The sequence below is a fragment of the Aestuariibius insulae genome, assembly GCF_040783535.2.
Lineage (GTDB): Bacteria > Pseudomonadota > Alphaproteobacteria > Rhodobacterales > Rhodobacteraceae > Aestuariibius > Aestuariibius insulae.
Genome location: NZ_JBFONW020000005.1, coordinates 91,980 through 112,334, shown reverse-complemented (window position 1 = coordinate 112,334; position 20,355 = coordinate 91,980). Strand labels below are relative to the sequence as shown.

23 protein-coding genes are annotated in these 20,355 nt (G+C 63.2%); 12 read left to right on the top strand and 11 right to left on the bottom strand.

All coding sequences use genetic code 11. The annotated features are described in order from the left end of the window. Positions 1-21: 21 nt before the first annotated feature. Positions 22-747, top strand: a complete 726-nt coding sequence (recO, locus tag AAD018_RS14365; protein WP_367315575.1) for a DNA repair protein RecO — start codon at positions 22-24, stop codon at positions 745-747. Here the strand turns inward: recO and AAD018_RS14360 are convergent. Both AAD018_RS14360 and AAD018_RS14355 read right to left on the bottom strand, forming a co-directional pair. Further along, positions 738-1,127, bottom strand: a complete 390-nt coding sequence (locus AAD018_RS14360) for an META domain-containing protein (protein ID WP_367315484.1) — start codon at positions 1,125-1,127, stop codon at positions 738-740. The two genes, recO and AAD018_RS14360, sit on opposite strands and share 10 nt — an antisense overlap. After that, positions 1,117-2,142 carry an NAD-dependent epimerase/dehydratase family protein gene (locus tag AAD018_RS14355; RefSeq protein WP_367315485.1) on the bottom strand — a complete coding sequence of 342 codons (1,026 nt, stop codon included), beginning with the start codon at positions 2,140-2,142 and terminating at the stop codon, positions 1,117-1,119. Before AAD018_RS14355 ends, AAD018_RS14360 begins: the two co-directional genes overlap by 11 nt. Before the next feature lie 184 nt (positions 2,143-2,326). On the opposite strand from AAD018_RS14355, the gene AAD018_RS14350 reads away from it, so the two are divergent. Then, a complete protein-coding gene (locus AAD018_RS14350) occupies positions 2,327-2,695 on the top strand; it encodes a hypothetical protein (RefSeq protein WP_367315486.1) in 369 nt (122 codons plus the stop codon). A gap of 9 nt (positions 2,696-2,704) precedes the next feature. On the opposite strand, the gene AAD018_RS14345 is transcribed toward AAD018_RS14350, so the two are convergent. Then, the gene (locus AAD018_RS14345; RefSeq protein WP_367315487.1) at positions 2,705-4,393 is read right to left on the bottom strand and encodes an acyl-CoA dehydrogenase family protein; all 1,689 of its coding nucleotides are present in this window, start codon (positions 4,391-4,393) and stop codon (positions 2,705-2,707) included. Positions 4,394-4,538: 145 nt separating this feature from the next. Between AAD018_RS14345 and AAD018_RS14340 the strand changes: the two genes are divergently transcribed. Beyond that, entirely contained in the window at positions 4,539-5,321 is a 783-nt protein-coding gene (locus AAD018_RS14340; RefSeq protein WP_367315488.1) for a sulfite exporter TauE/SafE family protein, read from the top strand. Here AAD018_RS14340 and AAD018_RS14335 read toward each other — a convergent pair. Then, a complete protein-coding gene (locus AAD018_RS14335) occupies positions 5,318-5,848 on the bottom strand; it encodes a DUF3859 domain-containing protein (protein WP_367315490.1) in 531 nt (176 codons plus the stop codon). The genes AAD018_RS14340 and AAD018_RS14335 overlap by 4 nt on opposite strands. 51 nt (positions 5,849-5,899) lie before the next feature. Beyond that, positions 5,900-7,498, bottom strand: coding sequence for a phosphoenolpyruvate carboxykinase (locus tag AAD018_RS14330; protein WP_367315491.1), 1,599 nt, complete (start codon positions 7,496-7,498; stop codon positions 5,900-5,902). 292 nt (positions 7,499-7,790) lie between these two features. Here AAD018_RS14330 and AAD018_RS14325 point away from each other — a divergent pair, with 292 nt between their 5' ends. The 7 genes from AAD018_RS14325 to AAD018_RS14295 are packed head-to-tail and all read left to right on the top strand — an operon-like array spanning position 7,791 to position 13,278. Continuing rightward, positions 7,791-8,492 carry a response regulator transcription factor gene (locus AAD018_RS14325; protein ID WP_367315492.1) on the top strand — a complete coding sequence of 234 codons (702 nt, stop codon included), beginning with the start codon at positions 7,791-7,793 and terminating at the stop codon, positions 8,490-8,492. A gap of 6 nt (positions 8,493-8,498) precedes the next feature. After that, positions 8,499-10,220, top strand: a complete 1,722-nt coding sequence (locus tag AAD018_RS14320; RefSeq protein ID WP_367315493.1) for a sensor histidine kinase — start codon at positions 8,499-8,501, stop codon at positions 10,218-10,220. A gap of 13 nt (positions 10,221-10,233) precedes the next feature. Beyond that, positions 10,234-10,716: an HPr kinase/phosphorylase gene (locus tag AAD018_RS14315; protein ID WP_367315494.1), complete on the top strand. Its 483-nt coding sequence runs from the start codon at positions 10,234-10,236 to the stop codon at positions 10,714-10,716. Further along, positions 10,713-11,651 carry an RNase adapter RapZ gene (gene rapZ / locus AAD018_RS14310; RefSeq protein ID WP_367315495.1) on the top strand — a complete coding sequence of 313 codons (939 nt, stop codon included), beginning with the start codon at positions 10,713-10,715 and terminating at the stop codon, positions 11,649-11,651. Before AAD018_RS14315 ends, rapZ begins: the two co-directional genes overlap by 4 nt. A gap of 32 nt (positions 11,652-11,683) precedes the next feature. Beyond that, positions 11,684-12,091, top strand: a complete 408-nt coding sequence (locus tag AAD018_RS14305) for a PTS sugar transporter subunit IIA (RefSeq protein ID WP_367315576.1) — start codon at positions 11,684-11,686, stop codon at positions 12,089-12,091. Further along, entirely contained in the window at positions 12,088-12,357 is a 270-nt protein-coding gene (locus AAD018_RS14300; RefSeq protein ID WP_367315496.1) for an HPr family phosphocarrier protein, read from the top strand. The genes AAD018_RS14305 and AAD018_RS14300 overlap by 4 nt, the downstream gene beginning before the upstream one ends. A gap of 57 nt (positions 12,358-12,414) precedes the next feature. Further along, positions 12,415-13,278, top strand: a complete 864-nt coding sequence (locus tag AAD018_RS14295; RefSeq protein ID WP_367315577.1) for a lysophospholipid acyltransferase family protein — start codon at positions 12,415-12,417, stop codon at positions 13,276-13,278. An 83-nt stretch (positions 13,279-13,361) separates the two neighbouring features. Here the strand turns inward: AAD018_RS14295 and AAD018_RS14290 are convergent, their stop codons facing one another. Next, positions 13,362-14,237 (bottom strand): 3-hydroxybutyryl-CoA dehydrogenase, encoded by an 876-nt coding sequence (locus tag AAD018_RS14290; RefSeq protein WP_367315497.1) that lies wholly within the window; start codon positions 14,235-14,237, stop codon positions 13,362-13,364. Between the two features lie 164 nt (positions 14,238-14,401). Between AAD018_RS14290 and AAD018_RS14285 the strand changes: the two genes are divergently transcribed. Then, on the top strand, positions 14,402-15,298 hold the full coding sequence (locus tag AAD018_RS14285; protein ID WP_367315498.1) for a DUF6473 family protein: 897 nt from the start codon (positions 14,402-14,404) through the stop codon (positions 15,296-15,298). Here the strand turns inward: AAD018_RS14285 and AAD018_RS14280 are convergent. Further along, positions 15,295-16,224 (bottom strand): electron transfer flavoprotein subunit alpha/FixB family protein, encoded by a 930-nt coding sequence (locus AAD018_RS14280; protein WP_367315499.1) that lies wholly within the window; start codon positions 16,222-16,224, stop codon positions 15,295-15,297. The genes AAD018_RS14285 and AAD018_RS14280 overlap by 4 nt on opposite strands. Further along, positions 16,224-16,982 (bottom strand): electron transfer flavoprotein subunit beta/FixA family protein, encoded by a 759-nt coding sequence (locus AAD018_RS14275; protein ID WP_367315500.1) that lies wholly within the window; start codon positions 16,980-16,982, stop codon positions 16,224-16,226. The genes AAD018_RS14280 and AAD018_RS14275 overlap by 1 nt, the downstream gene beginning before the upstream one ends. 287 nt (positions 16,983-17,269) lie before the next feature. On the opposite strand from AAD018_RS14275, the gene AAD018_RS14270 reads away from it, so the two are divergent. Then, complete coding sequence (locus AAD018_RS14270; RefSeq protein ID WP_367315501.1) at positions 17,270-18,565, top strand: ABC transporter substrate-binding protein; 1,296 nt, start codon at positions 17,270-17,272, stop codon at positions 18,563-18,565. Between the two features lie 73 nt (positions 18,566-18,638). Here the strand turns inward: AAD018_RS14270 and AAD018_RS14265 are convergent, their stop codons facing one another. The 3 genes from AAD018_RS14265 to AAD018_RS14255 all read right to left on the bottom strand — a co-directional run bounded on the left by AAD018_RS14265 (position 18,639) and on the right by AAD018_RS14255 (position 20,315). Continuing rightward, positions 18,639-19,211, bottom strand: coding sequence for a cob(I)yrinic acid a,c-diamide adenosyltransferase (locus AAD018_RS14265; RefSeq protein WP_367315502.1), 573 nt, complete (start codon positions 19,209-19,211; stop codon positions 18,639-18,641). Beyond that, positions 19,211-19,420: a twin transmembrane helix small protein gene (locus AAD018_RS14260; protein ID WP_367315503.1), complete on the bottom strand. Its 210-nt coding sequence runs from the start codon at positions 19,418-19,420 to the stop codon at positions 19,211-19,213. The genes AAD018_RS14265 and AAD018_RS14260 overlap by 1 nt, the downstream gene beginning before the upstream one ends. Positions 19,421-19,481: 61 nt before the next feature. Then, complete coding sequence (locus AAD018_RS14255) at positions 19,482-20,315, bottom strand: SDR family NAD(P)-dependent oxidoreductase (protein ID WP_367315504.1); 834 nt, start codon at positions 20,313-20,315, stop codon at positions 19,482-19,484. Between the last annotated feature and the right edge of the window lie 40 nt (positions 20,316-20,355).

The window sequence follows — 20,355 nt, the reverse complement described above, 5'->3', positions numbered from 1 at the left end:
CTTCGGTGCTACCCCAACATGATAGATTGGCAGGATGAGGGGGTCGTTCTGAGCGTGCGCCGGCATGGCGAGACGAGCGCGATCGTCGAGATCTTCACCGAGGCGCATGGGCGTCATGCGGGGCTGGTACGGGGGGCCACGTCGCGGCGGATCGCTCCGACCTTGCAGCCGGGCGCGCAGGTAGAGGCGAGCTGGAAGGCGCGGCTCGAGGATCACCTCGGCACGTTCACCGTCGAGCCGTTGCGGAGCCGGGCGGCGGCGGCCATGGGGGGCCGGCTTCCTCTTGCGGGGCTGAATGCGGTGACGGCGCTGCTGTCCTTTGCCTTACCGGAGCGAGAGGCGCATTCGCAGCTTTACCGGCGCTCGATCTCGCTTCTCGATCTTCTGGAGCAGACCGAGATTTGGCCACTGGCCTATCTGCGCTGGGAGCAGGCTTTTCTTGCAGAGCTTGGCTTTGCGCTGGATCTGGAAAGCTGTGCCGCCACCGGATCGCGCGAAGATCTGGTCTATATCTCGCCCCGTTCGGGCCGGGCGGTGAGCGGGGCAGGGGCGGGCGCCTATGCCAGCCGCCTCCTGCCGCTCGAACCCGTCCTGAAGGGGCAGGGCGACGCAGGCGGCGCAGAGATCGCCCGGGCGCTGGGCGTGACGGGGCATTTCCTTGAGACCGCGCTGGCACCGTCGCTGGGCGACAAACCGATCCCAGAGGCGCGGGCGCGGCTGGTTCAGGCGATTGCGCGTCAGGGCTGACGGCGGAAGACCAGCTCAAGCCCCGTATCGGTCGAAAGCAGCAACGTATCGCCCGACACTTCCGCTACGGCCGCATCCGACAATGCCTGAACGTAGCGCTGTTCGGCCTCAAGATCCGGGCAGGCGATCTTTGTGATCGCAAGCGGCGTCAGCTCGAACCACGGATAGGGCGCGGTCTGCCGGGCCGTAAAGCGATTGCAGGGCCCTACACCGGTCACGGCGCCGTCCGGGCCAAGAGTGAGAGTGCCGCTGGCCTCCTCCCCGGCGATTTCGGTCAACGCCCATGTTCCGGCGCCGCCATAGGCCGTCACCGTCTCGTCCGGGGTGCAGGCGGCAAGGCCGAGGGCGACCAGCGCGATCAGACCTGCCTTAGCTGGCACGACCGGCCTCGATCACGGCGGTGGCAGTATCGATCACCGCATCGCGGACGGGGCGAAACGTCATCTCCATCTCGGTCTTCGCCCTCTCGTTCGAGACGCTGTCTTTCCGGTCCAGCACCGGGACCAGTTGCCGGACGGTCCTGTCGAAAAGAGCCAGGATTCGGACCACCCAGTTCGGCGCTTGCCGGGTGGTGATCTTCCGGTCCGGGAAGGCCTTGGCAATGATCTCGGCGATTTCGGTGAACCAGAGAAACTCGGAGACAGCCAGATAGCGCTTCCCCGCTGTTTCCGGCCGTTCGAGGGCGCGCAGGTGCATCTCGGCCACATCGCCCACATCGACGGTGGCAAAGCCGAAATGCGGCAGCATCGGATCCTTGGACTGCACGATGCGGTCGATCACCTGAACCGAGGTGTTCCAGTCATCGCCCAGCGGTTTGCCCAGAACAAAGCCGGGATTGATCACCGTCAGCTCGATCTCGGGATTGGCGGTGACGAAGTCCCAGGCCGCCTGCTCGGCCAGCGTCTTGGATTTGTTGTAGGGCGTCGTCACCGGATGCTCGAGATCGGTCCAGTCCCGCTCGTCGAAAGGCCGCCCATCCGGCGCCGCGCCGCTGGTGACCGCAGCGGTCGAGGATGTCATCACCACCCGTTTCACACCAGCCGCGCGCGCCGCTTCCAGGGCGCGCAGGGTCCCGTCGACCGCGGGGCGGATCAGCTCCTCCTCGTCGTCAGGCTGCGACAGCGGAAAGGGAGAGGCGGTGTGCATAAGGATATTGACGCCCATCAGCGCCTCGATCCACCCCTCGTCGCGCGCCAGGTCAAGCGGCACAAAGGACAGGCGTTGCTCGGGTAGATCCTTGTTCAAAAGCTCGGGCCGGATGGCATCCCGCACCTCCTCGGCGCGGGCCGGATCCCGCAGGGTGCCGCGCACGGCGTATCCCGCATTGAGCAGCTTCGCGGCGATATGGCGCGCGATGAAGCCTGTGACGCCGGTCAATAGGACGGTCTGGGACATAGCTTTTCCATGTTAGCGACAATAACTTCGCAGGTAGGGCTGCTTTTTCGGAAGTCGATAAAACCTCTGCTCTGATTTCCAGAGAATACGCGGCCCGTAGAGCTTTACGTATCCTCACGAATAGGCGCCGCTTTGGGATGGTGTCATGGAAGAGGGAAGCCAAGCGCATGAACGGAGGATCTCTATGACAGGTATTACCGCTCCCAGTACGGAGGCTCCACCACCAGCGGGCCCCGAGCTGGATCTTGAACAGTTGATGGCTCTTCTGCGGATGCTCATGGCGGAGATGAACTCCAAAGGCGCCGGTCTGAACGAGCCGCTCGATGCTCTGATGACCGAGGATATGACCGATGCCGTGATCGAGAATGCAGTCGGCGATGCCGATGCCGAGATCGACGTAAACGTTCAGGACACCGCAGAAGGCGATAGTCTTGGCGACGAGCTCACTTATTCCGATCCCGAGGTTGTCGACTTCCTCGAGCGGTATTTTTCATCCGTCGATCAGATGACCACGCTTCTGCAGGGCGATGCCAGACCCGATAGCGCGGGCTGATCTGCCAGCTTATCTTGCCAGCAACCGCCGCGCGATGACCTGCGCCTGAATCTCGGCGGCGCCTTCGAAGATGTTCAGGATCCGCGCATCGCACAGGATCCGGCTGATCTTGTATTCCAGCGCGAACCCGTTGCCCCCATGGATCTGTAGTCCGTTATCGGCAGCCGCCCAGGCCACGCGCGCGCCCAGCAGCTTGGCCATCCCGGCCTCCAGATCGCAACGCCGTCCCTCGTCCTTTTCGCGGGCCGAAAAATAGGTGAGCTGCCGCGCCAGCATGATCTCCACCGCCATCATCGCCAGTTTACCGGCCACACGCGGGAAGGCGGCAAGCGGCTTGCCGAACTGCTTGCGATCCTCGGCATATTGCATCGACACATCGAGCGCCGACTGTGCCACGCCAATCGCCCGCGCCGCCGTCTGGATGCGCGCGCTCTCGAACGTCTCCATCAGCTGCTTGAAACCGCGCCCGGTCTCGCCGCCCAGAAGGTTCGCGCCATCCACATGGAAGCCGTCGAAGCTCAGCTCGTATTCCTTCATCCCGCGATAGCCCAGCACCTCGATCTCGCCGCCCGTCATCCCCTCGGTGGGGAAGGGGGCCTCGTCGGTCCCGGGCTCCTTTTCGGCCAGGAACATCGACAAGCCCTTGTAATCGCTCGTCTCCGGATCGGTGCGCGCCAGCAGCGTCATCATCTGCGTGCGCGCGGCATGGGTGATCCAGGTCTTGTTGCCCGTCACGGTCCAATCCTCGCCGTTCCTCACGGCGCGCGTCCGCAAAGCCCCCAGGTCCGACCCGGTATTCGGCTCGGTAAAGACCGCCGTCGGCAGCGTCTCGGCGCTTGCCAGACGCGGCAGCCACTTTTCCTTCTGCTCCTCGGTGCCACCGCAGAGGATCAGCTCGGCGGCGATCTCGCTCCGCGTACCCAGCGAGCCGACGCCGATATAGCCACGCGAAAGCTCTTCGGAGACGACACACATCGACATTTTCGAGAGGCCAAAGCCGCCGTACTCCTCGGGGATGGTCAGGCCGAAGACGCCCAGCTCGGCCATTTCCTCAATGATCTCCATCGGGATCAACTCGTCCTTGAGATGCCAGTCATGGGCGTAGGGCTCGACCTTCTCGACCGAAAACCGCCGAAACTGCTCTCGGATCATCTCAAGCTCGTCGTCGAGCCCGGATGTGCCGACCGTGATCTCGGCGGCCTGTTCCTGCATCAACTCGTAAAGCCGCATCCGCGCGGCCTGACTGTTCCCGGCCTGCGTCAGCTCCATCACCTCGGGGACCATCATCGCGCGCTGATCATCCTGCGTGAGACCCAGATCTTGCGGACGCAGGATCTCGGTCTGGCTCATCGGCAAGCCGCCATAGATTTGCCAAAGGTACTCGCCGAAGGCGATCTGGTGGATCAGCTGCTCCAACTCGCCAAATGTCCCCTCCGCGGTCAGCCGCTCCGCCCAAAGCTGCATCTGGCGCAGCGCTTCGGTATAGGTCGCGAGCCAGGCTAGGCCATGCGCCGCCGTCTGGTTCTGCTCCAGCAACAGGCCCGAGACCCGGCCTTCGGCGGTGACATCGCCCTTCACCCGGTCCGTCGCCGTGGCAAGCAGGCTTTCGGCAGCGGTCACGCCCGCTTCGGTCAGCCGCAATAAATCCGGCAAACGCGGGTCGAGCGTCAGGGTCAGGTCCTGTCCGTCACGGGGCATGTCACTCTCCTTGTCAGTCTCGCCCGATGTAGAGCCTTCGCAGGTGCAGCGCAACTTTAATTCGCAAGTGCAGTATAGGGCGCACGTAAATGTCGCACCGGATTTTTTCTGTTGCCCCACCACGCTGCAGGATAGACCGGCGAGGATGGATCCGGTTGCCTCCCTTCTTCCCGCCACCATGACGCTCGGCACCCTGCTTCTGGCGGGCCTCGTGACCGGGCTAGGCGGCTTCGTCAAAGGGGCCGTCGGCTTTGCAATGCCCTTGGTGATGATATCCGGAATGGGCATCTTTCTCGACCCCGAACTGGTGGTTGCCGGCATCGTCCTGCCGATCGTGGTCAGCAACGGCCTGCAGATCGCGCGGGGCGGCCTCGGCGCCGCACTTCAGGCGGCGCGGGATTTCCGCGTCTATATCGTACTGGTCTGCACCTTCATCCTGATCTCCGCGCAGTTCCTGACCCGCATCCCGACCGAGGCGATGTTTCTCGTCCTCGGCATCCCTGTCGTCGTCCTCTGCGCGATCCAGCTCTCGGGCATCCGCCTGACGATCCCGCCGGGGCGCAAGGGGATCTTCTCCGTTATCGCTGGCACGATCTCAGGCATCCTCGGTGGGCTCGCCGGGACGTGGGGGCCGCCGACGGTGCTCTATCTGCTGGCGCTCGACACGCCCAAAGCCCGTCAGATGGTGGTGCAAGGCGTCATCTACGGTCTGGGGTCGGTGGCTTTGCTCGTGGGGCACCTACAATCGGGCGTCTTGAACCGCGAGACGGTGCCATTCTCCGCGCTTCTGCTCATCCCGGCCGTGATCGGCATGTGGATCGGCTTTCGCGTACAGGACCGGCTTGATCAGGAGAAGTTCCGCCGCGCGACGCTCTTCGTTCTGCTGATTGCAGGTCTGAACCTGATCCGCCGGGGCCTCGTCGCCTAGGACAGCAGGTTCCCGTCCAGACAGCCCGAAACCATGTCCGGCAGCTGCCGCGGGTTCACCACCTCGAACGACACCCGGTAGAGCGTCCGGTCCCCCTGCGTCGCCTCGAAGGTCCAGGTGCCCAGCACCATCTCTTCGGGGAAATCGAAGCTGTAGGCGTTAATCGACGTGTTCGGCCCGCCCAGTGTCGTCGTATAGGCCTGCGTCGTCGCCCCGCTTTCGCTGAACGGAGGATGGGTCAGCGTGATCGTCACATTATCCAGCACCGTCCCGTCCGGCACTTTCGACACGATGCCAAAGCTCATCACCTCATGGGCCGGCACAAGTTGCCCCTGCCAGCGGATCTGCGGCACGCGTTCGTAAAGGTCGATCTTGCCTGCCACCGTGTCGGGCGCGTCGACCGAGCCTTCGGTGATTTTTGCGCAGAACGTCCCGTGCGAGATCGACAGTTGCGGATCGACGAAGACGCCGGTCTCCGCGAAAGCGGGCGCAGAGAGACAAATGAAGGCGAGAGCGAAGCGGATCATGGATTGAGTGTCCTCGCCTCGGGGGGCGAGGTCAACCGATTGCAGTAAGTCTTAGCCGATGGCTGCCGCTTTGACGTCGTCATCGATGAACGGCACGTATTGCGCGAAATTCTCCGAGAACATGCCGACCAGCTTTTCAGCCGCCGCATCATAGGCCGCCTTGTCCCCCCAGGTGGATCTAGGATCGAGCAGCCCTGCATCGACGCCCGGCACCGTCACCGGCACCTCGAAGCCGAAATTGGGATCCTTGCGGAACGTCGCCTCGTTCAGCGACCCGTCCAAAGCCGCCGTCAGCAGCGCCCGCGTCGCCTTAATCGGCATCCGGCTTCCCGTGCCGTAAGCGCCCCCGGTCCAGCCGGTATTCACCAGCCAGCAGGTCGCGCCATGCTTGGCGATCTTGTCGCGCAAAAGGTTGCCGTAAGCCTCGGGCCGCCGCGGCATGAAGGGCGCACCAAAGCAGGTGGAGAAGGTCGGCTCCGGCTCGGTCACACCGCGCTCCGTGCCCGCGACCTTCGAGGTAAAGCCCGACAGGAAGTGATACATCGCCTGCGCCGGCGTCAGCCGCGCGATCGGAGGCAGCACGCCGAACGCATCGCAGGTCAGCATGATGACGTTCTTGGGATGCCCGCCAAGGCCCGTCGCGGACGCGTTGTCGATATAGTCCAGCGGGTAGGCGCAGCGCATGTTCGCGGTCAGCGAGTCGTCCTCGAAATCAAGCGCCTTGGTCTCAGGATCGAAGACCATATTCTCGATCACCGTCCCGAATTTCGAGCAGGTGCCGTAGATCTCCGGCTCCGCCTCGGCGCTCAGATTGATCGTCTTGGCATAGCAGCCGCCTTCGAAGTTGAACGTCCCCCGATCCGACCAGCCATGCTCGTCGTCGCCGATCAACACCCGCTTGGGATCAGCGCTCAGCGTCGTCTTGCCCGTTCCCGAGAGGCCAAAGAACACGGCGGTATCCACCGGATTGCCCTCGGCATGGTTGGCCGAGCAATGCATCGGCATCACGCCTTTCTCGGGCAGCAGGTAGTTCAGCAGCGTAAAGACCGACTTCTTGTTCTCGCCCGCATATTCGGTCCCCGCGATCAGGATCAGCTTGGCCTCGAAGTTCAGCGCGATCACCGTCTCGGACCGGCAGCCATGTCGTGCGGGATCCGCCTTGAAGGAGGGGCAGTTGATGATCGTGAAATCGGGCGCGAAGCTGTCCAGCTCCGACCGCTCCGGGCGGCGCAGCAGGTGCCGGATGAAAAGCCCGTGCCAGGCCAGCTCGGTCACCACGCGTACATCGAGCCGCAGCGCCGGATCGGCCCCCGCATAAAGGTCCTGCACGTGATAGCGGCCGCCCTTCATATGCTCGAGCATGTCGGCATGCAGCGCCTCGAAGCCGTCCACGCTCATCTCGGCATTGTTGTCCCACCAGATGTGGTCCGCGACCGACGGCGTTCTGACGACATGCTTGTCCTTGGGCGAGCGGCCGGTGAACTTGCCCGTCGTCACAAGGAAGGTGCCGCCATCCCCCAGCGTGCCTTCGCCCGCCGCCAGTGCCGCCGAGATCAGATCGGGCTCGAGCAGGTTATAGGACACCGCAGCCAGCCCCTCGATCCCCTGATCTTCAAGCTTGAACTGCGGGTTGACCCGTCCCTGATCCATACCGGCTCTCCAGAATATCGCGGCCCGACGCCGCACATTGGGGCCATATCATGGCAAATGCAGCGCTGAACAGGCGTCCGGAGAGGCGTTAGCGCAACCAAATCCATGTTATCGCAATCACTTGGGCAAAGGGGGCAGTCCGGCCTTAACTTGGACACAGATTGGCGTCAAAGCAGGCGATATCGGTTCACTGTGTCGCGATATTCGCGTTATTCATTGATTCGCAGCGGAAAACCGCACAGAGAGAAACGACGTCCGTGGACGTTTAAGGCAAGTTGGAAGGACAGGGCTCATGGCCAGGATCGCTCTTGTAGATGACGACCGCAACATTCTGACATCGGTCTCTATCACGCTCGAGGCTGAAGGGTTCGAGGTCGAGACGTACAATGACGGTCAGTCCGCGCTCGACGCCTTCAACAAGCGGATGCCGGACATGGCGGTGCTCGACATCAAGATGCCGCGCATGGATGGGATGGATCTGCTCCAGCGATTGCGGCAGAAAACCTCGATGCCGGTGATCTTCCTGACATCCAAGGAAGACGAGATCGACGAGGTGCTCGGCCTGCGCATGGGCGCCGACGATTATGTGAAAAAACCGTTTTCCCAGCGCCTTCTGGTTGAGCGGATCCGCGCGCTTCTGCGCCGTCAGGATACGCTGGCAGGCGAAGGCCCGGAAGAGACCGAAGAGACCAAGGTCATGGTCCGCGGCGAGCTGACGATGGATCCCCTGCGCCATGCGGTGACGTGGAAAGGCAAGGATGTCTCCCTTACCGTGACCGAGTTCCTGCTGCTTCAGGCCTTGGCCCAGCGGCCCGGTTTCGTCAAAAGCCGCGATCAGCTGATGGATGTGGCCTATGACGATCAGGTCTATGTCGACGACCGCACCATCGACAGCCACATCAAACGCCTGCGCAAGAAGATGCGGACCGCCGATGACGAGTTTTCGGCGATCGAGACTCTCTACGGCATCGGGTATCGTTACAACGAAGAGTAAACCGCCATGGCTGTGGCCGAGGAGATCGAGAAGCAGGAGGCAAGGCCGACCCGGCGTCCTGCCGATATCGAGCTCGACCTCGTTCTCGGCGACGACTATCTCAATCCCGACGGCTCCGACCGGATCCGTTCCAGATCGCGCAAGCGCGGCTTTATCCGGCTGAACCGCTCGCCGCTGGCGCGCAAGATCATCACCTTCAACCTGATCGCCCTGATCCTTCTCGTCGCGGGCGTGCTCTATCTCAATCCCTCCCGCGACAGCCTCGTCTTCCAGCGCGCCAACGATCTGGTGACCGAGGCCGAACTGATTGCCGATGTCTACGAGGCGACGATGCAGCCCGGCGATTTCGTGGGCGATGCCGCAGCACAGATCATGTCAGAGCTCGATTTGCGCGGCGGCAGCGATATCTACGTCTTCAACCGCGCCGGACAGCTCATCGCCTCGACCGAGAACGGTCCGAACAACACCGCCGGGCCTGTCACCGGCCTGCGCGACCGGGCGCAGGGCAACCTGCTCACCGGATTTCTGAACCGCATCTGGGACGGGGTGGAGCGGATCGCAGCCGCCGCCACCGATGCGCCCGATCCGATCGATCCGTTCCAGACGGCCCGAACGCTCCATGACGGGGCGGTCCTCGGCGTCACGCAGGTGACGACGACGCGCAACGCGCAGGGTGACACGGTCTTCACAGTCGTCACGCCGATCTTCCGGGGCGGCATTGCCATGGGAACCGTGGGCGTCACATCGGCTGCCGGTGAGATTGACTCGCTGGTCCGCGCCGAACGCGAACAGGTGCTCCAGATGTTCGTCATCGGCGTCGTCGTCTCTATCGGTCTCAGCCTGACGCTCGCCTCCACCATTGCGAACCCGCTTGCCGATCTGGCCACCGCTGCCGAAATTGGCAGCGAGAAAACTGCGGGCAAGTTCAGTCCCGAACGGGTGCGGATCCCCGACCTGACCGCCCGCCCGGACGAGATCGGGCGATTATCGGCGGCCCTCCGAGGGATGGTGACCGCTCTTTACGAGCGGATCGAGGGGAACGAGCAATTTGCTGCGGATGTCGCCCACGAGATCAAGAACCCGCTCGCCTCCCTGCGCTCTGCCGTCGGCACGCTGCGTCTGGCCAAACGCGGCGACCAGCGCGACCGCCTTCTGGACGTGATCGACCATGACGTGCGCCGCCTCGACCGTCTGGTCAGCGACATCGCCAACGCGTCCCGGCTCGACAGCGAACTGGTCAAGGAAGAGGAAGAGGAGTTCGACCTTCTCGTCATGCTCAAGAACCTCACCGATTTCCTCGGCGAGGATGCCAAGACCAAGGATATTGAATTCATCTCCGATCTTCCGGGCAGCCCGGTCTACATCCAGGGCCTCGAGGCGCGGCTGGCGCAGGTCTTTGTCAACCTGATCAGCAACGCGATCTCCTTTTGCGAAGCGGGCGACGCGATCCGCGTCTGGGTCCGGCGCAGCAACAACCGCGTTCTGGTCGTGGTCGAGGATACCGGCCCCGGCATCCCCGACAGCGCGCTCAAGAAAGTGTTCCAGCGCTTCTATTCGGAACGCCCCGAAAAGCAGTTCGGCAACAATTCCGGCCTCGGCCTCGCCATCTCCAAACAGATCGTGGAGGCCCATGGCGGCGTGATCTGGGCCGAGAACATCCGCCCCACCGATGCCGATGCGGGCTCCGATCCGCTGGGCGCGCGCTTTGTCGTGGGCCTGCCGGTCTAGAATGGAGGGCGCGGTGAGCCACTCGGATCACCCCGCAAACCCCGCCCCGGACATACCCGGCACCCAACCCAAGGTGGAGTGGCAGATCCTTCACGCCACCACAGTCGTCCAAAACGGTCAGGCCGCGCTTCTCTTCGGCCCGTCCGGCAGCGGAAAGTCGGCCCTCGCGCTCGAAATGCTGGCCTTGGGGGCCGGGCTGATCTCGGACGACCAAACCCGCCTCGACCTGCGGGAGGGCGAGGTCATCGCCTCTAAACCGGACACCCTGCCGCCCCTGATCGAGGCGCGCGGCGTGGGCCTTCTCCACGTGCATCTCGCCGCGCCCGCGCCCGTCCGCTTCGCCGTCGATCTGGGCGAGCCGGAACCCGAACGCCTGCCACCCTACCGCTCCCTGAGCATCCTCGGCTGCGACATCGCGCTCCTTCACAAAGCCGCGTCAGGCCCTTTTGCTGCCGCACTTATGCAATATCTATCCGCGGGTCGGAGCACGCCATGACCTCTCACCCGTCCACACCCCTCACCCCGGATCGCGCCGCCGATCGCCGCCTGTCGCTCGTTCTCGTGACCGGCCCCTCCGGCGCGGGCCGGTCCACGGCGATCAACGCGCTCGAGGATCTGGGCTTCGAGGTGATCGACAATCTGCCCCTGTCGCTGTTTCAGCGCCTCCTCGAAGGGCCGCCGCTTGGCCGTCCGCTGGCGCTGGGCCTTGATGTGCGCAATCGCGACTTCAGCACCGAGGGCCTGACCGGCCTGATCGAGCGGCTGCGCTCGGATTCCGCCCTTGCGCTCGAGGTGATGTATATCGACAGCTCGGACGAGGTGCTGCTGCGCCGCTATTCCGAAACCCGCCGCCGCCACCCGATGGCGCCCGCCTCGTCCCCGGGCGACGGGATCCGGATCGAACGCGAGCTTCTGGGCCCGATCCGCGACAGCGCCGACATCCTGATCGATACAAGCCAGATGAGCCCGCACGACCTGCGCGGCGAGATGGGCCGCATCTTCGCCTCCGAAAGCGGGCCAAATCTGGCCGTGTCGATCCAGTCCTTCTCCTACAAGCGCGGCCTGCCGCGCAGCGTCGATCTCGTCTTCGACTGCCGCTTCCTGCGCAACCCCCATTGGGAGGACACGCTGCGCCCCCTCGACGGGCGCGATTCCCGGGTCGGGGACTATGTCTCGGCGGACGCGACCTACGATCCTTTCTTCGACAAGACGCTCGATCTGATCACGACCTTGCTCCCGGCCTACCGGGACGAGGGCAAGGCCCACCTGACCATCGCTTTTGGATGCACCGGCGGGCAACACAGGTCTGTTTTCGTTACGGAAAGAATGGCGTCAGCCCTTGCAGAGGCGGGCTGGCAGGTATCTAGTCGCCACAGGGAGCTGGAACGGCGGGGTTTGGCCGCCTCCAGCGCCAACGGAGCAAGCCAGTGAACGTGCAGGCCAGCGCGCAGACAGAGACACATGTGATCGGGATCGTGATCGTCGCCCATGGCGGGTTGGCGCGGGAATATCTCTCCGCCGTCGAACACGTGGTCGGACGCCAATCGGGAATACGCGCCATCGCCATCGAACCCAATGATGACCGGGCCGAAAAACAGGCCGAGATCTGCCGCGCCGCAGATGACGTCGATACCGGCGGCGGTGTGGTAATCGTCACCGACATGTTCGGCGGATCACCCTCCAACCTGTCCTTGCGCGCCTGTTGCCCGGACAATCGCCGCATCGTCTATGGCGCCAATCTTCCCATGCTTATCAAACTTGCCAAATCCCGCCGGAAAAGCGTGGCGGATGCGGTCGCGGGCGCTTTGGCCGCGGGCCGCAAATATATCGACAGCCAGATCGTCAGCGCGGATGCCCTGAGCGCCGGATGAGCGTCAGACGGCTGAAAATCGTGAACGAGAAGGGTCTGCATGCCCGCGCCTCGGCAAAATTCGTGGAAACCGTCGAAGGATACGATGCCAGCGCTACGGTAAGACGCGACGGCATCGACGCCTCCGGAGACAGCATAATGGGTCTTTTAATGTTGGCAGCTTCGAAAGGAACTTTTATAGACGTCGAAACCGATGGCGTAGATGCGGAAGCTCTGGCTTGCGCGCTCGAAGCTCTGGTGGCCGACAAGTTCGGCGAAGGTATCTAGGGCAGCCGCTTCAGCGGGAGGGCAGGTTAATTGGTGGACGGCTCGCATCACAGATCGCTGATCGGTCCGCCGGGCGTGGCGACGCCTCCGGCGAACTATCAGGCTTATGATCGGCGCAGCCTGACCTATGCCAACACCTTCGACAATCCCGTGAAGGCCGGCGTCATCCGTTCGATGGAGTGGATGACCGGCAAGCTGACGATCCTGCGCCTGATCCGCGAATTCGAACGGCTCGGCGCGCCTCAGGGGCAGGCCTTCTGGAAGGCCGCGCTCGACACGATGGGCGTGACGCTGACCACGCCCCAGGTGCAGTTGGACCGGATCCCCGCCAAGGGACCCGTGATGATCGTGGCAAACCATCCACACGGGCTTGTCGATGGCATGGTCCTGGCCGAGCTGATCGGGCGGGTGCGCACCGACTACAAGGTGCTGACGCGCTCGCTCTTGACCGGAATCGACGAGGTGGCGGCGTCGTACCTGATCCCCGTGCCCTTCCCGCACGAGGAAGACGCGCAGCGCAAAATGATGGAAATGCGCGCCACCGCGATGGCAGAACTCAAGGATGGCGGGGTTGTCGCGCTCTTTCCCTCCGGCGTCGTGGCGTCTTCGGAGACGATGTTCGGCCCCGCAATCGAAGCGGAATGGAACGTCTTTACCGCCAAGATGATCCGCCGCTCGGGCGCGACGGTCGTGCCGATCTACTTTCCGGGATCCAATTCGCGCTGGTATCAGATCGCCAACCGGATCTCGGCGACGCTGCGGCAGGGATTACTTCTCCACGAAATTGTCCACAGCCTGAACCGCGATCAGGGCCCCATCGTCGGCGATCCGGTCGATCCCGCCCAGATCGCAGAGCGCGAGGGCGATCCTCGCGCCTTTATGGCCTGGCTGCGAGAGCACACGCTCGCCCTCAAAGGCTGACCCAACCAAATTGAGCGCCTTGCGGCGCATTCCATATTTTGTCCGCCCCGCAGCCATGTCGCGCCTGCGAGAGTCGATGGATCCTAGCGGGTCGGAACAGGGGGATCCTGTCGGTAGTCATAAAAGCCCCGGCCGGATTTGCGGCCTAGCCATCCGGCCTCCACGTATTTCGTCAAAAGCGGGCAGGGGCGGTACTTGGTATCCGCCAGCCCGTCATGCAGCACGTTCATGATCGCAAGGCAGGTATCGAGCCCGATGAAGTCGGCGAGGGCGAGAGGGCCCATCGGGTGGTTCGCGCCCAGCTTCATCGCCAGATCGATGGATTTGACCGATCCCACCCCTTCGTAAAGCGTATAGATCGCCTCGTTGATCATCGGCATCAGGATCCGGTTGACGATGAAGGCCGGAAAATCCTCCGCCGTCGCCGCCGTCTTGCCCAGCTTTTCGACAACGGCCATGCAAGCGTTGAACGTCTCCTGATCCGTTGCGATGCCGCGGATCAGTTCGACCAGTTGCATCACCGGGACGGGGTTCATGAAGTGGAACCCCATGAACCGTTCGGGCCGGTCCGTCCGGCTCGCCAGCCGCGTGATCGAGATCGAGGAGGTGTTCGAGGTCAGGATCGTCTCGGGTTTCAGATGCGGCAGCAGATCCTCGAAGATCGCCTGCTTGACTGTCTCGCGCTCCGTCGCCGCCTCGATGATCAGATCGGTCCGGCCCAGATCGGTCAGGGTTCGCGTGGTCGAGATCCGGGCGAGCGCTTCGGTCTTCTCGGCTTCGCTGATCTTCTCGCGGCTGACCTGGCGGGTGAGGTTCGCATCAATCAGCTCGCGCGCCTCTTTCAGCGCCTCGTCGCTGATATCGGTCAGCAGCACCTCGTATCCGGCCAGCGCCATGACATGGGCGATCCCGTTGCCCATCTGCCCCGCTCCGACGACGCCGATCTGCTCTATGCCCATTGCGTCATCCTTTCTGACCCACATTCGCGCGGAGCATAGGGGCGGCGGACCGGCCTCTCAAGGGCGGAAACTTCGTAAAAATATCAACAAACTGGCGGTTTAGCGAATTGGAAAGGTCTTGGAGCGACTCTGCGGACCCAACCCCCTTGTCGAGGATCCCGACAATGAAGCACGAACGCGTGGAGACAGGCAGATCTCCCGATTATCAGGACTGCCGCTACGGTCAGTCGCGTCTAGCCTTTCGCGGACCGATGGTGGTTCCCGATGACCGGACGATCACGTTCATCGGGGGCGCCGAGACGTTCGGCCGGTATATGGAGGTCCCTTTTCCCACACTCGTCTCGCGGAAGATGAATCGGCCCGTCGTCAATCTGGGCTTTCCGAATGCCGGTCCCGATCTGCTTGGCAGCGATCCCGACCTGATCGAGATCTGCAATCGCTCCGCCGCCGTGGTCTTTCAGGTCCCCGACGCCCTCAACCTGTCGAACCGGCTCTACCGCGTCCATCGGCGCCGCAACGACCGCTTCATCGGCGCGTCGGGCCAACTGCGCGATCTGTTCGAGGATGTCGATTTCTCTCAATTCACCTTCACCCGCCATATGCTTGGCGCGGTATGGGAGGCGGCTCCAGACCAGTTTGACGTGCTGCGCACCGAAATGCAGACGGCGTGGCGGCATCGGATGCGTGTGCTGCTGTCACGCTTTACCGTCCCGGTCATCCTGCTCTGGCTGTCGGATAAACCCCCGCGTCCGCCCCATTGGGGCGATGAGGGCAATCCGCTGGCGACACGGCCCATCCTGGTGAGCGGCGAGATGCTGAAAGCGGCAGGCGAACATGCGTCGCGGACAATCGTCGTGGTGCCGAACGCTCATGATATCGAAGAAGGACAGACGGATCTGATCCTGCCCCCCGATACGACCGATCTGGCTAGCGGCGCCTTGGGAACGCTGGCGCACGACCAGGCGGCAAGAGCGGTTATCGACACGCTCGGCAAACTTGGGATCGGCAAAAAAATGAGCCTGCCGGAAGGCAGGCTCATCCCAAGAAAAACAGCCGTCTAGGCCAGCTTCTCGGTCAGCTCCGGCACGGCCTCGAACAGGTCGGCGACAAGCCCATAATCGGCAACCTGAAAGATCGGCGCCTCTTCGTCCTTGTTGATGGCGACGATCACCTTGCTGTCCTTCATGCCCGCAAGATGCTGGATCGCTCCAGAGATCCCGACGGCAATATAAAGATCGGGCGCCACCACCTTGCCGGTCTGACCGACTTGCCAGTCATTCGGCGCATAACCCGAATCGACCGCCGCCCGCGATGCCCCGACCGCCGCGTTCAGCGTATCGGCCAGCTTCTCGATCATCGCAAAGCTCTCTTCGGACCCGACACCGCGTCCGCCGGACACAACGACGCCAGCCGAGGTCAGATCGGGCCGGTCGCTTTCGGCAACCTTGTCCTCGACCCAGGAACTTAGCCCTGGATCGGCCGCTGCCGAGACCGTCTCGACCGAAGCCGAGCCGCCATCGCCCGCCGCATCGAAGGTCGAAGTGCGGATCGTGACGACCTTCTTGGCATCCCCGGATTTCACCGTCTGGATCGCGTTGCCCGCATAGATCGGGCGCTCGAACGTATCGCCATCGACGATCCCGCTCACATCCGACAGAACCATCACGTCCAGAAGCGCGGCCACACGGGGCATCACGTTCTTGGCGTCCGTCGTCGCAGGCGCCACGATATGCTCGTAATCGCCCGCCAGCGACACGATCAGCGCCGCCGTCGGTTCGGCCAGCCGGTGCCCAAGCGAGGCATCTTCCGCCACCAGCACCTTGGCCACACCGTCCAGCTTGGCCGCCGCGTCGCCAGCTGCGGCAGCCGACGCGCCCGCGCACAGCACCGTCACATCGCCCAGCTGCTTGGCCGCCGTCAGCGCCTTGGAGGTCGCATCGACGTTCAATTCGCCGTTCGTTACTTCACCGATCAGAAGAACCGCCATCACACAGCCCCCGCTTCCTTGAGTTTCGTCACCAGCTCATCAACCGAGCCGACCATCTCTCCAGCCTTGCGCGCCTCGGGCTCCGTCGTCTTGACGATGCTCAGACGCGGCGCGGTGTCGACGCCGTAATCGCCCGGCGTCTTCTCATCCAAAGGCTTCTTCTTAGCCTTCATGATGTTTGGCAGCGACGCGTAACGCGGCTCGTTCAACCGCAGATCGACCGTGATGATCGCGGGCATCTTGACGTCGATCGTCTGCAAACCGCCATCGACCTCGCGCGTGACTTTGGCGCTGTCGCCGTCGATCTCCACCTCCGAGGCAAAGGTCGCCTGGCTCCAGCCCAAAAGCGCGGCCAGCATTTGGCCCGTCGCGTTCATGTCATTATCGATGGCCTGCTTGCCGCACAGAACCAGCCCAGGCTGCTCTTCGTCGACGATGGCCTTCAGGATCTTGGCGACCGCCAGCGGCTCGATATCCTCGCCCACATCTTCGGTCGCAACCACCAGGATGGCGCGGTCCGCGCCCATCGCCAGCGCCGTGCGCAGCGTCTCCTGGTTCTTCTTGGTGCCGATCGATACCGCGACGATCTCCTCGGCCTTGCCTGCCTCTTTCAGACGGATCGCCTCTTCGACGGCAATCTCGTCGAACGGGTTCATCGACATCTTGACGTTGGCCAGATCGACCCCGGAGCCATCCGCCTTCACACGGACTTTCACGTTGTAGTCGATCACGCGCTTGACGGGCACGAGCACTTTCATCTGGCAAAGCCTCCCTTGATCTTTCTGTCACCCTTTGACCTAGCGCGGGCCAGCCGCCAAAAACAGAGCGAAATGACCGCAAAGACGCGACGTCTTGACGTCCACGTCAACGCTCCACTTTGTAAATGACGTAGCGACAATCTGGTTTGATTGCTTGAATTGGGCGTTAAAGCCATTGAGATGCCATGATTTAGGCCAGTGTTTTGATGCATTTGGCCTGAAAGCCCTTCGTCCCCCGACCAATCGTGAGGACGGCAAAGATCGACGTTAACAGGAGTGTCACCGTCATGAAGAAGATTACCGTTGCAGCCTTGGGAGCGCTCGCGCTTCTGGCAGGCCACCTTCCCAGCGCGGTTCAGGCGGATCTGGTGATCCCGTCCCTGACCTATCGGACGGGCCCCTACGCGCAGAGCGGTATTCCCTTCTCGGACGGGTTTTCCGACTATGTGACGCTTCTGAACGAACGCGACGGCGGCATCGAAGGCGAGCCCATTCGCGTCCTTGAATGCGAATACGGCTACGACACCGAAAAAGGCGTCGAATGCTTCAAGGAAACGCTGGCCGAAGGCGCCCTGATGTATCATCCGATGTCGACCGGTCTGACCTATCAGCTGATCCCGATCGCCCATCAGGAAGGCGTCGTGATCCACACGATGGGCTACGGCCTGACCGCCGCCGCCGATGGCGACACGTTCCCCTATGCGTTCAACTTCCCGGCGCATTACTGGCACGCAGCCTCTGCCCAGATCCGCCACATCAAAGAGGTCGAGGGCGGCTCTCTCGAAGGCCTCAAGATCGCCCATGCCTACCACAATTCGGGCTACGGCAAGGAGCCGATCCCGACCTTCGAAAAGCTGGCCGAGGCCGAGGGCTTCGAGCTTCAGCTCTTCCCCATCGACCATCCCGGTGAGGATCAATCCGCCATCTGGCCCGCCATCGAAGAGGCCGCGCCCGACTACATCCTGCTCTGGGGCTGGGGCATCATGAACCCGACCGCCCTGCGCGGCGCGCGCAGCATCGGCTTCCCGATGGATAAGCTCTTCGGCATCTGGTGGTCCGCCGGCGAATCCGATGTCCGCCAGCTTGGCCCACTCGCCGATGGCTACAAGGTCGTGACCTTCCACGCGGTCGGCACTGATTTCGCGATCTACAACGACATGAACATGCTGGTCTATCAGGGCGGCAAGGCCCGCGGCGAGATGAACAACCTTGGCGAGGTCTACTACAACCGCGGCGTCATGGCCGCGATCTTCACCACCGAGGCGATCCGCAACGCGATGGAGATCCACGGCACCGCCGACATCACTCGCGAGATGGTCCGCGATGGCTATGAGCAGCTGAGCATGGATGCCGCAACCTTCGAGGAGCTCGGGATGGAAGGCTTTATCCCCAACGTCCAGATCTCCTGCGAGAACCATTCCGGCGAGGGCCTCGTCGCGGTCAATCAGTGGAACGGCAAGCGCAGCCGCTGGGAGCAGATCACCGACTATTACGAGCCCGACGCCGCCCTGATCGAACCTCAGGTCGAGCAAGCCGCACAGGCCTTCGCCGAAGCCGCAAACCTGCCGGACGGCAACTGCTAAGCGGCTCCCGGATCCGAAAGCAAAAGGCGGCCTCCTCGGGGGCCGCCTTTTTCGTCAACCGATCATCTCACCCTCAGCGGTTCGCCCCTGGAACCCACAGCACATCTGCGCGGCCGTCGTCATTGGCGATGCGGGAGGCGACGAAGAACCAGTCGCTTAGCCGGTTGAGGTACTTCACAGCGGACTCGTTCACGCTCTCCATCGTGGCCAGCTCCATCGACAACCGCTCGGCCCTCCGCGCCACCGTCCGGCACAAATGCAGATGCGCCGCCAGAGCAGACCCGCCCGGCAGGATAAACGACCGCAGCGGCTCCAGCGCCTCGTTCATGCCGTCGATCTCGCCTTCCAGCCGGTCGACCTGCGCCGGCACCATCCGAAGCGGCGCGTACTCCGCCTCGCCGTCCTTCTCCATATCGGGGCGGCACAGATCCGCGCCCAGATCAAACAAATCGTTCTGGATCATCGCCAGTTGCGCATCCATCTCGCCCTCCGCGTGCAGCCGCGCCATCCCGACGCAGGAATTCACCTCGTCCACCGTGCCATAGGCCGTCACCCGCAGCGAATGCTTGGCGACGCGCGCCCCGTTGCCGAGGGCGGTTTCCCCGGCATCGCCGGTCTTGGTGTAGATCTTGTTGAGAACGACCATCAGTTGCCTCCCGAGCGGCGGATGAAGACGAAGAGCAGGATCAGCACGATCGCCCCGAACTGCGCATAGATCCGGTAGCGCATCAATTTGTTGGCCCGGTGCGCGTTTTCGGTCCCGCCCTTGCCGAACGTGCTGACGCCCAACCCCAGAATAACGGCGACCCCCAGACAGGCAAAAAGGGCGATCAGAAACAGCGGGTCACGAAGCATCGGCAGATCCAGTCCTATTGCGTTCGCCGCGACCTAGCGGGATCCCGCCCCAAGGAAACCCCTAGAGCCGCCCGGCAATCGCATCCAGCGCACGGGTCGGCAGCATACGCCGAAACGCCGACATCAGGTAGGTGGGCGTCGTCACGAAGTAGCGCGGGCGCGGTTTGTCTGCCTCCAGAGCATGGATCAGCTTGGCCGTCACCGCGCTCGGCGGCAGCTCGAACCGGTCGGGTGTGCCGTCACTGTTATAAAGCCGTTTCTTCAGAACGCTCTCGTATTGCTCGGTCCGGGCTGATCCCTCCACATCGATCCACTTCTCGAAATGCGGGATCGAGTTCTCGCGGATCTTCGTTGTCACCGGCCCCGGCTCAATCAGGATTACATGGATCGGCGTATCGCGCATCTCAAGCCGCAGCGTATCGGTCAGCCCCTCCATCGCGAACTTGGTCGAGTTATAGGCCCCCCGCCAGCGCAGCGCCGCAAAGCCCAAAACGGATGAGCAATTCACGACCCGCCCGAAGCCTTGGCTGCGCATCACCGGGATGACCCGCCGGGTCAGATCGTGCGGCCCGAACAGGTTCGTTTCGAAGATCGCGCGCAGCGCCTCACGCGGCAGATCCTCGGTCGCGCCCGGAATACCGTAAGCGCCGTTGTTGAAAACCGCGTCCAGCCGCCCGCCCGTCGCCTCCAGCACCTCGGCCAGACCGCCCTCGATAGTGGCGGGATCGGCGTAATCGATCCGCGGGCTCTCGAACCCCTCTTCGATCAGGCGATCGCAATCGGCTTGCTGGCGGCAGGACGCAAAAACGCGCCAGCCCCGTTCCCGAAGCCCGCGCGCACCGTCCAGTCCGATCCCGGACGAACATCCTGTAATAAGAACCGATTTGTCTGCCATATCCGCCTCTGCCCTGTCGCGATCCTGATGCCGCGACGGG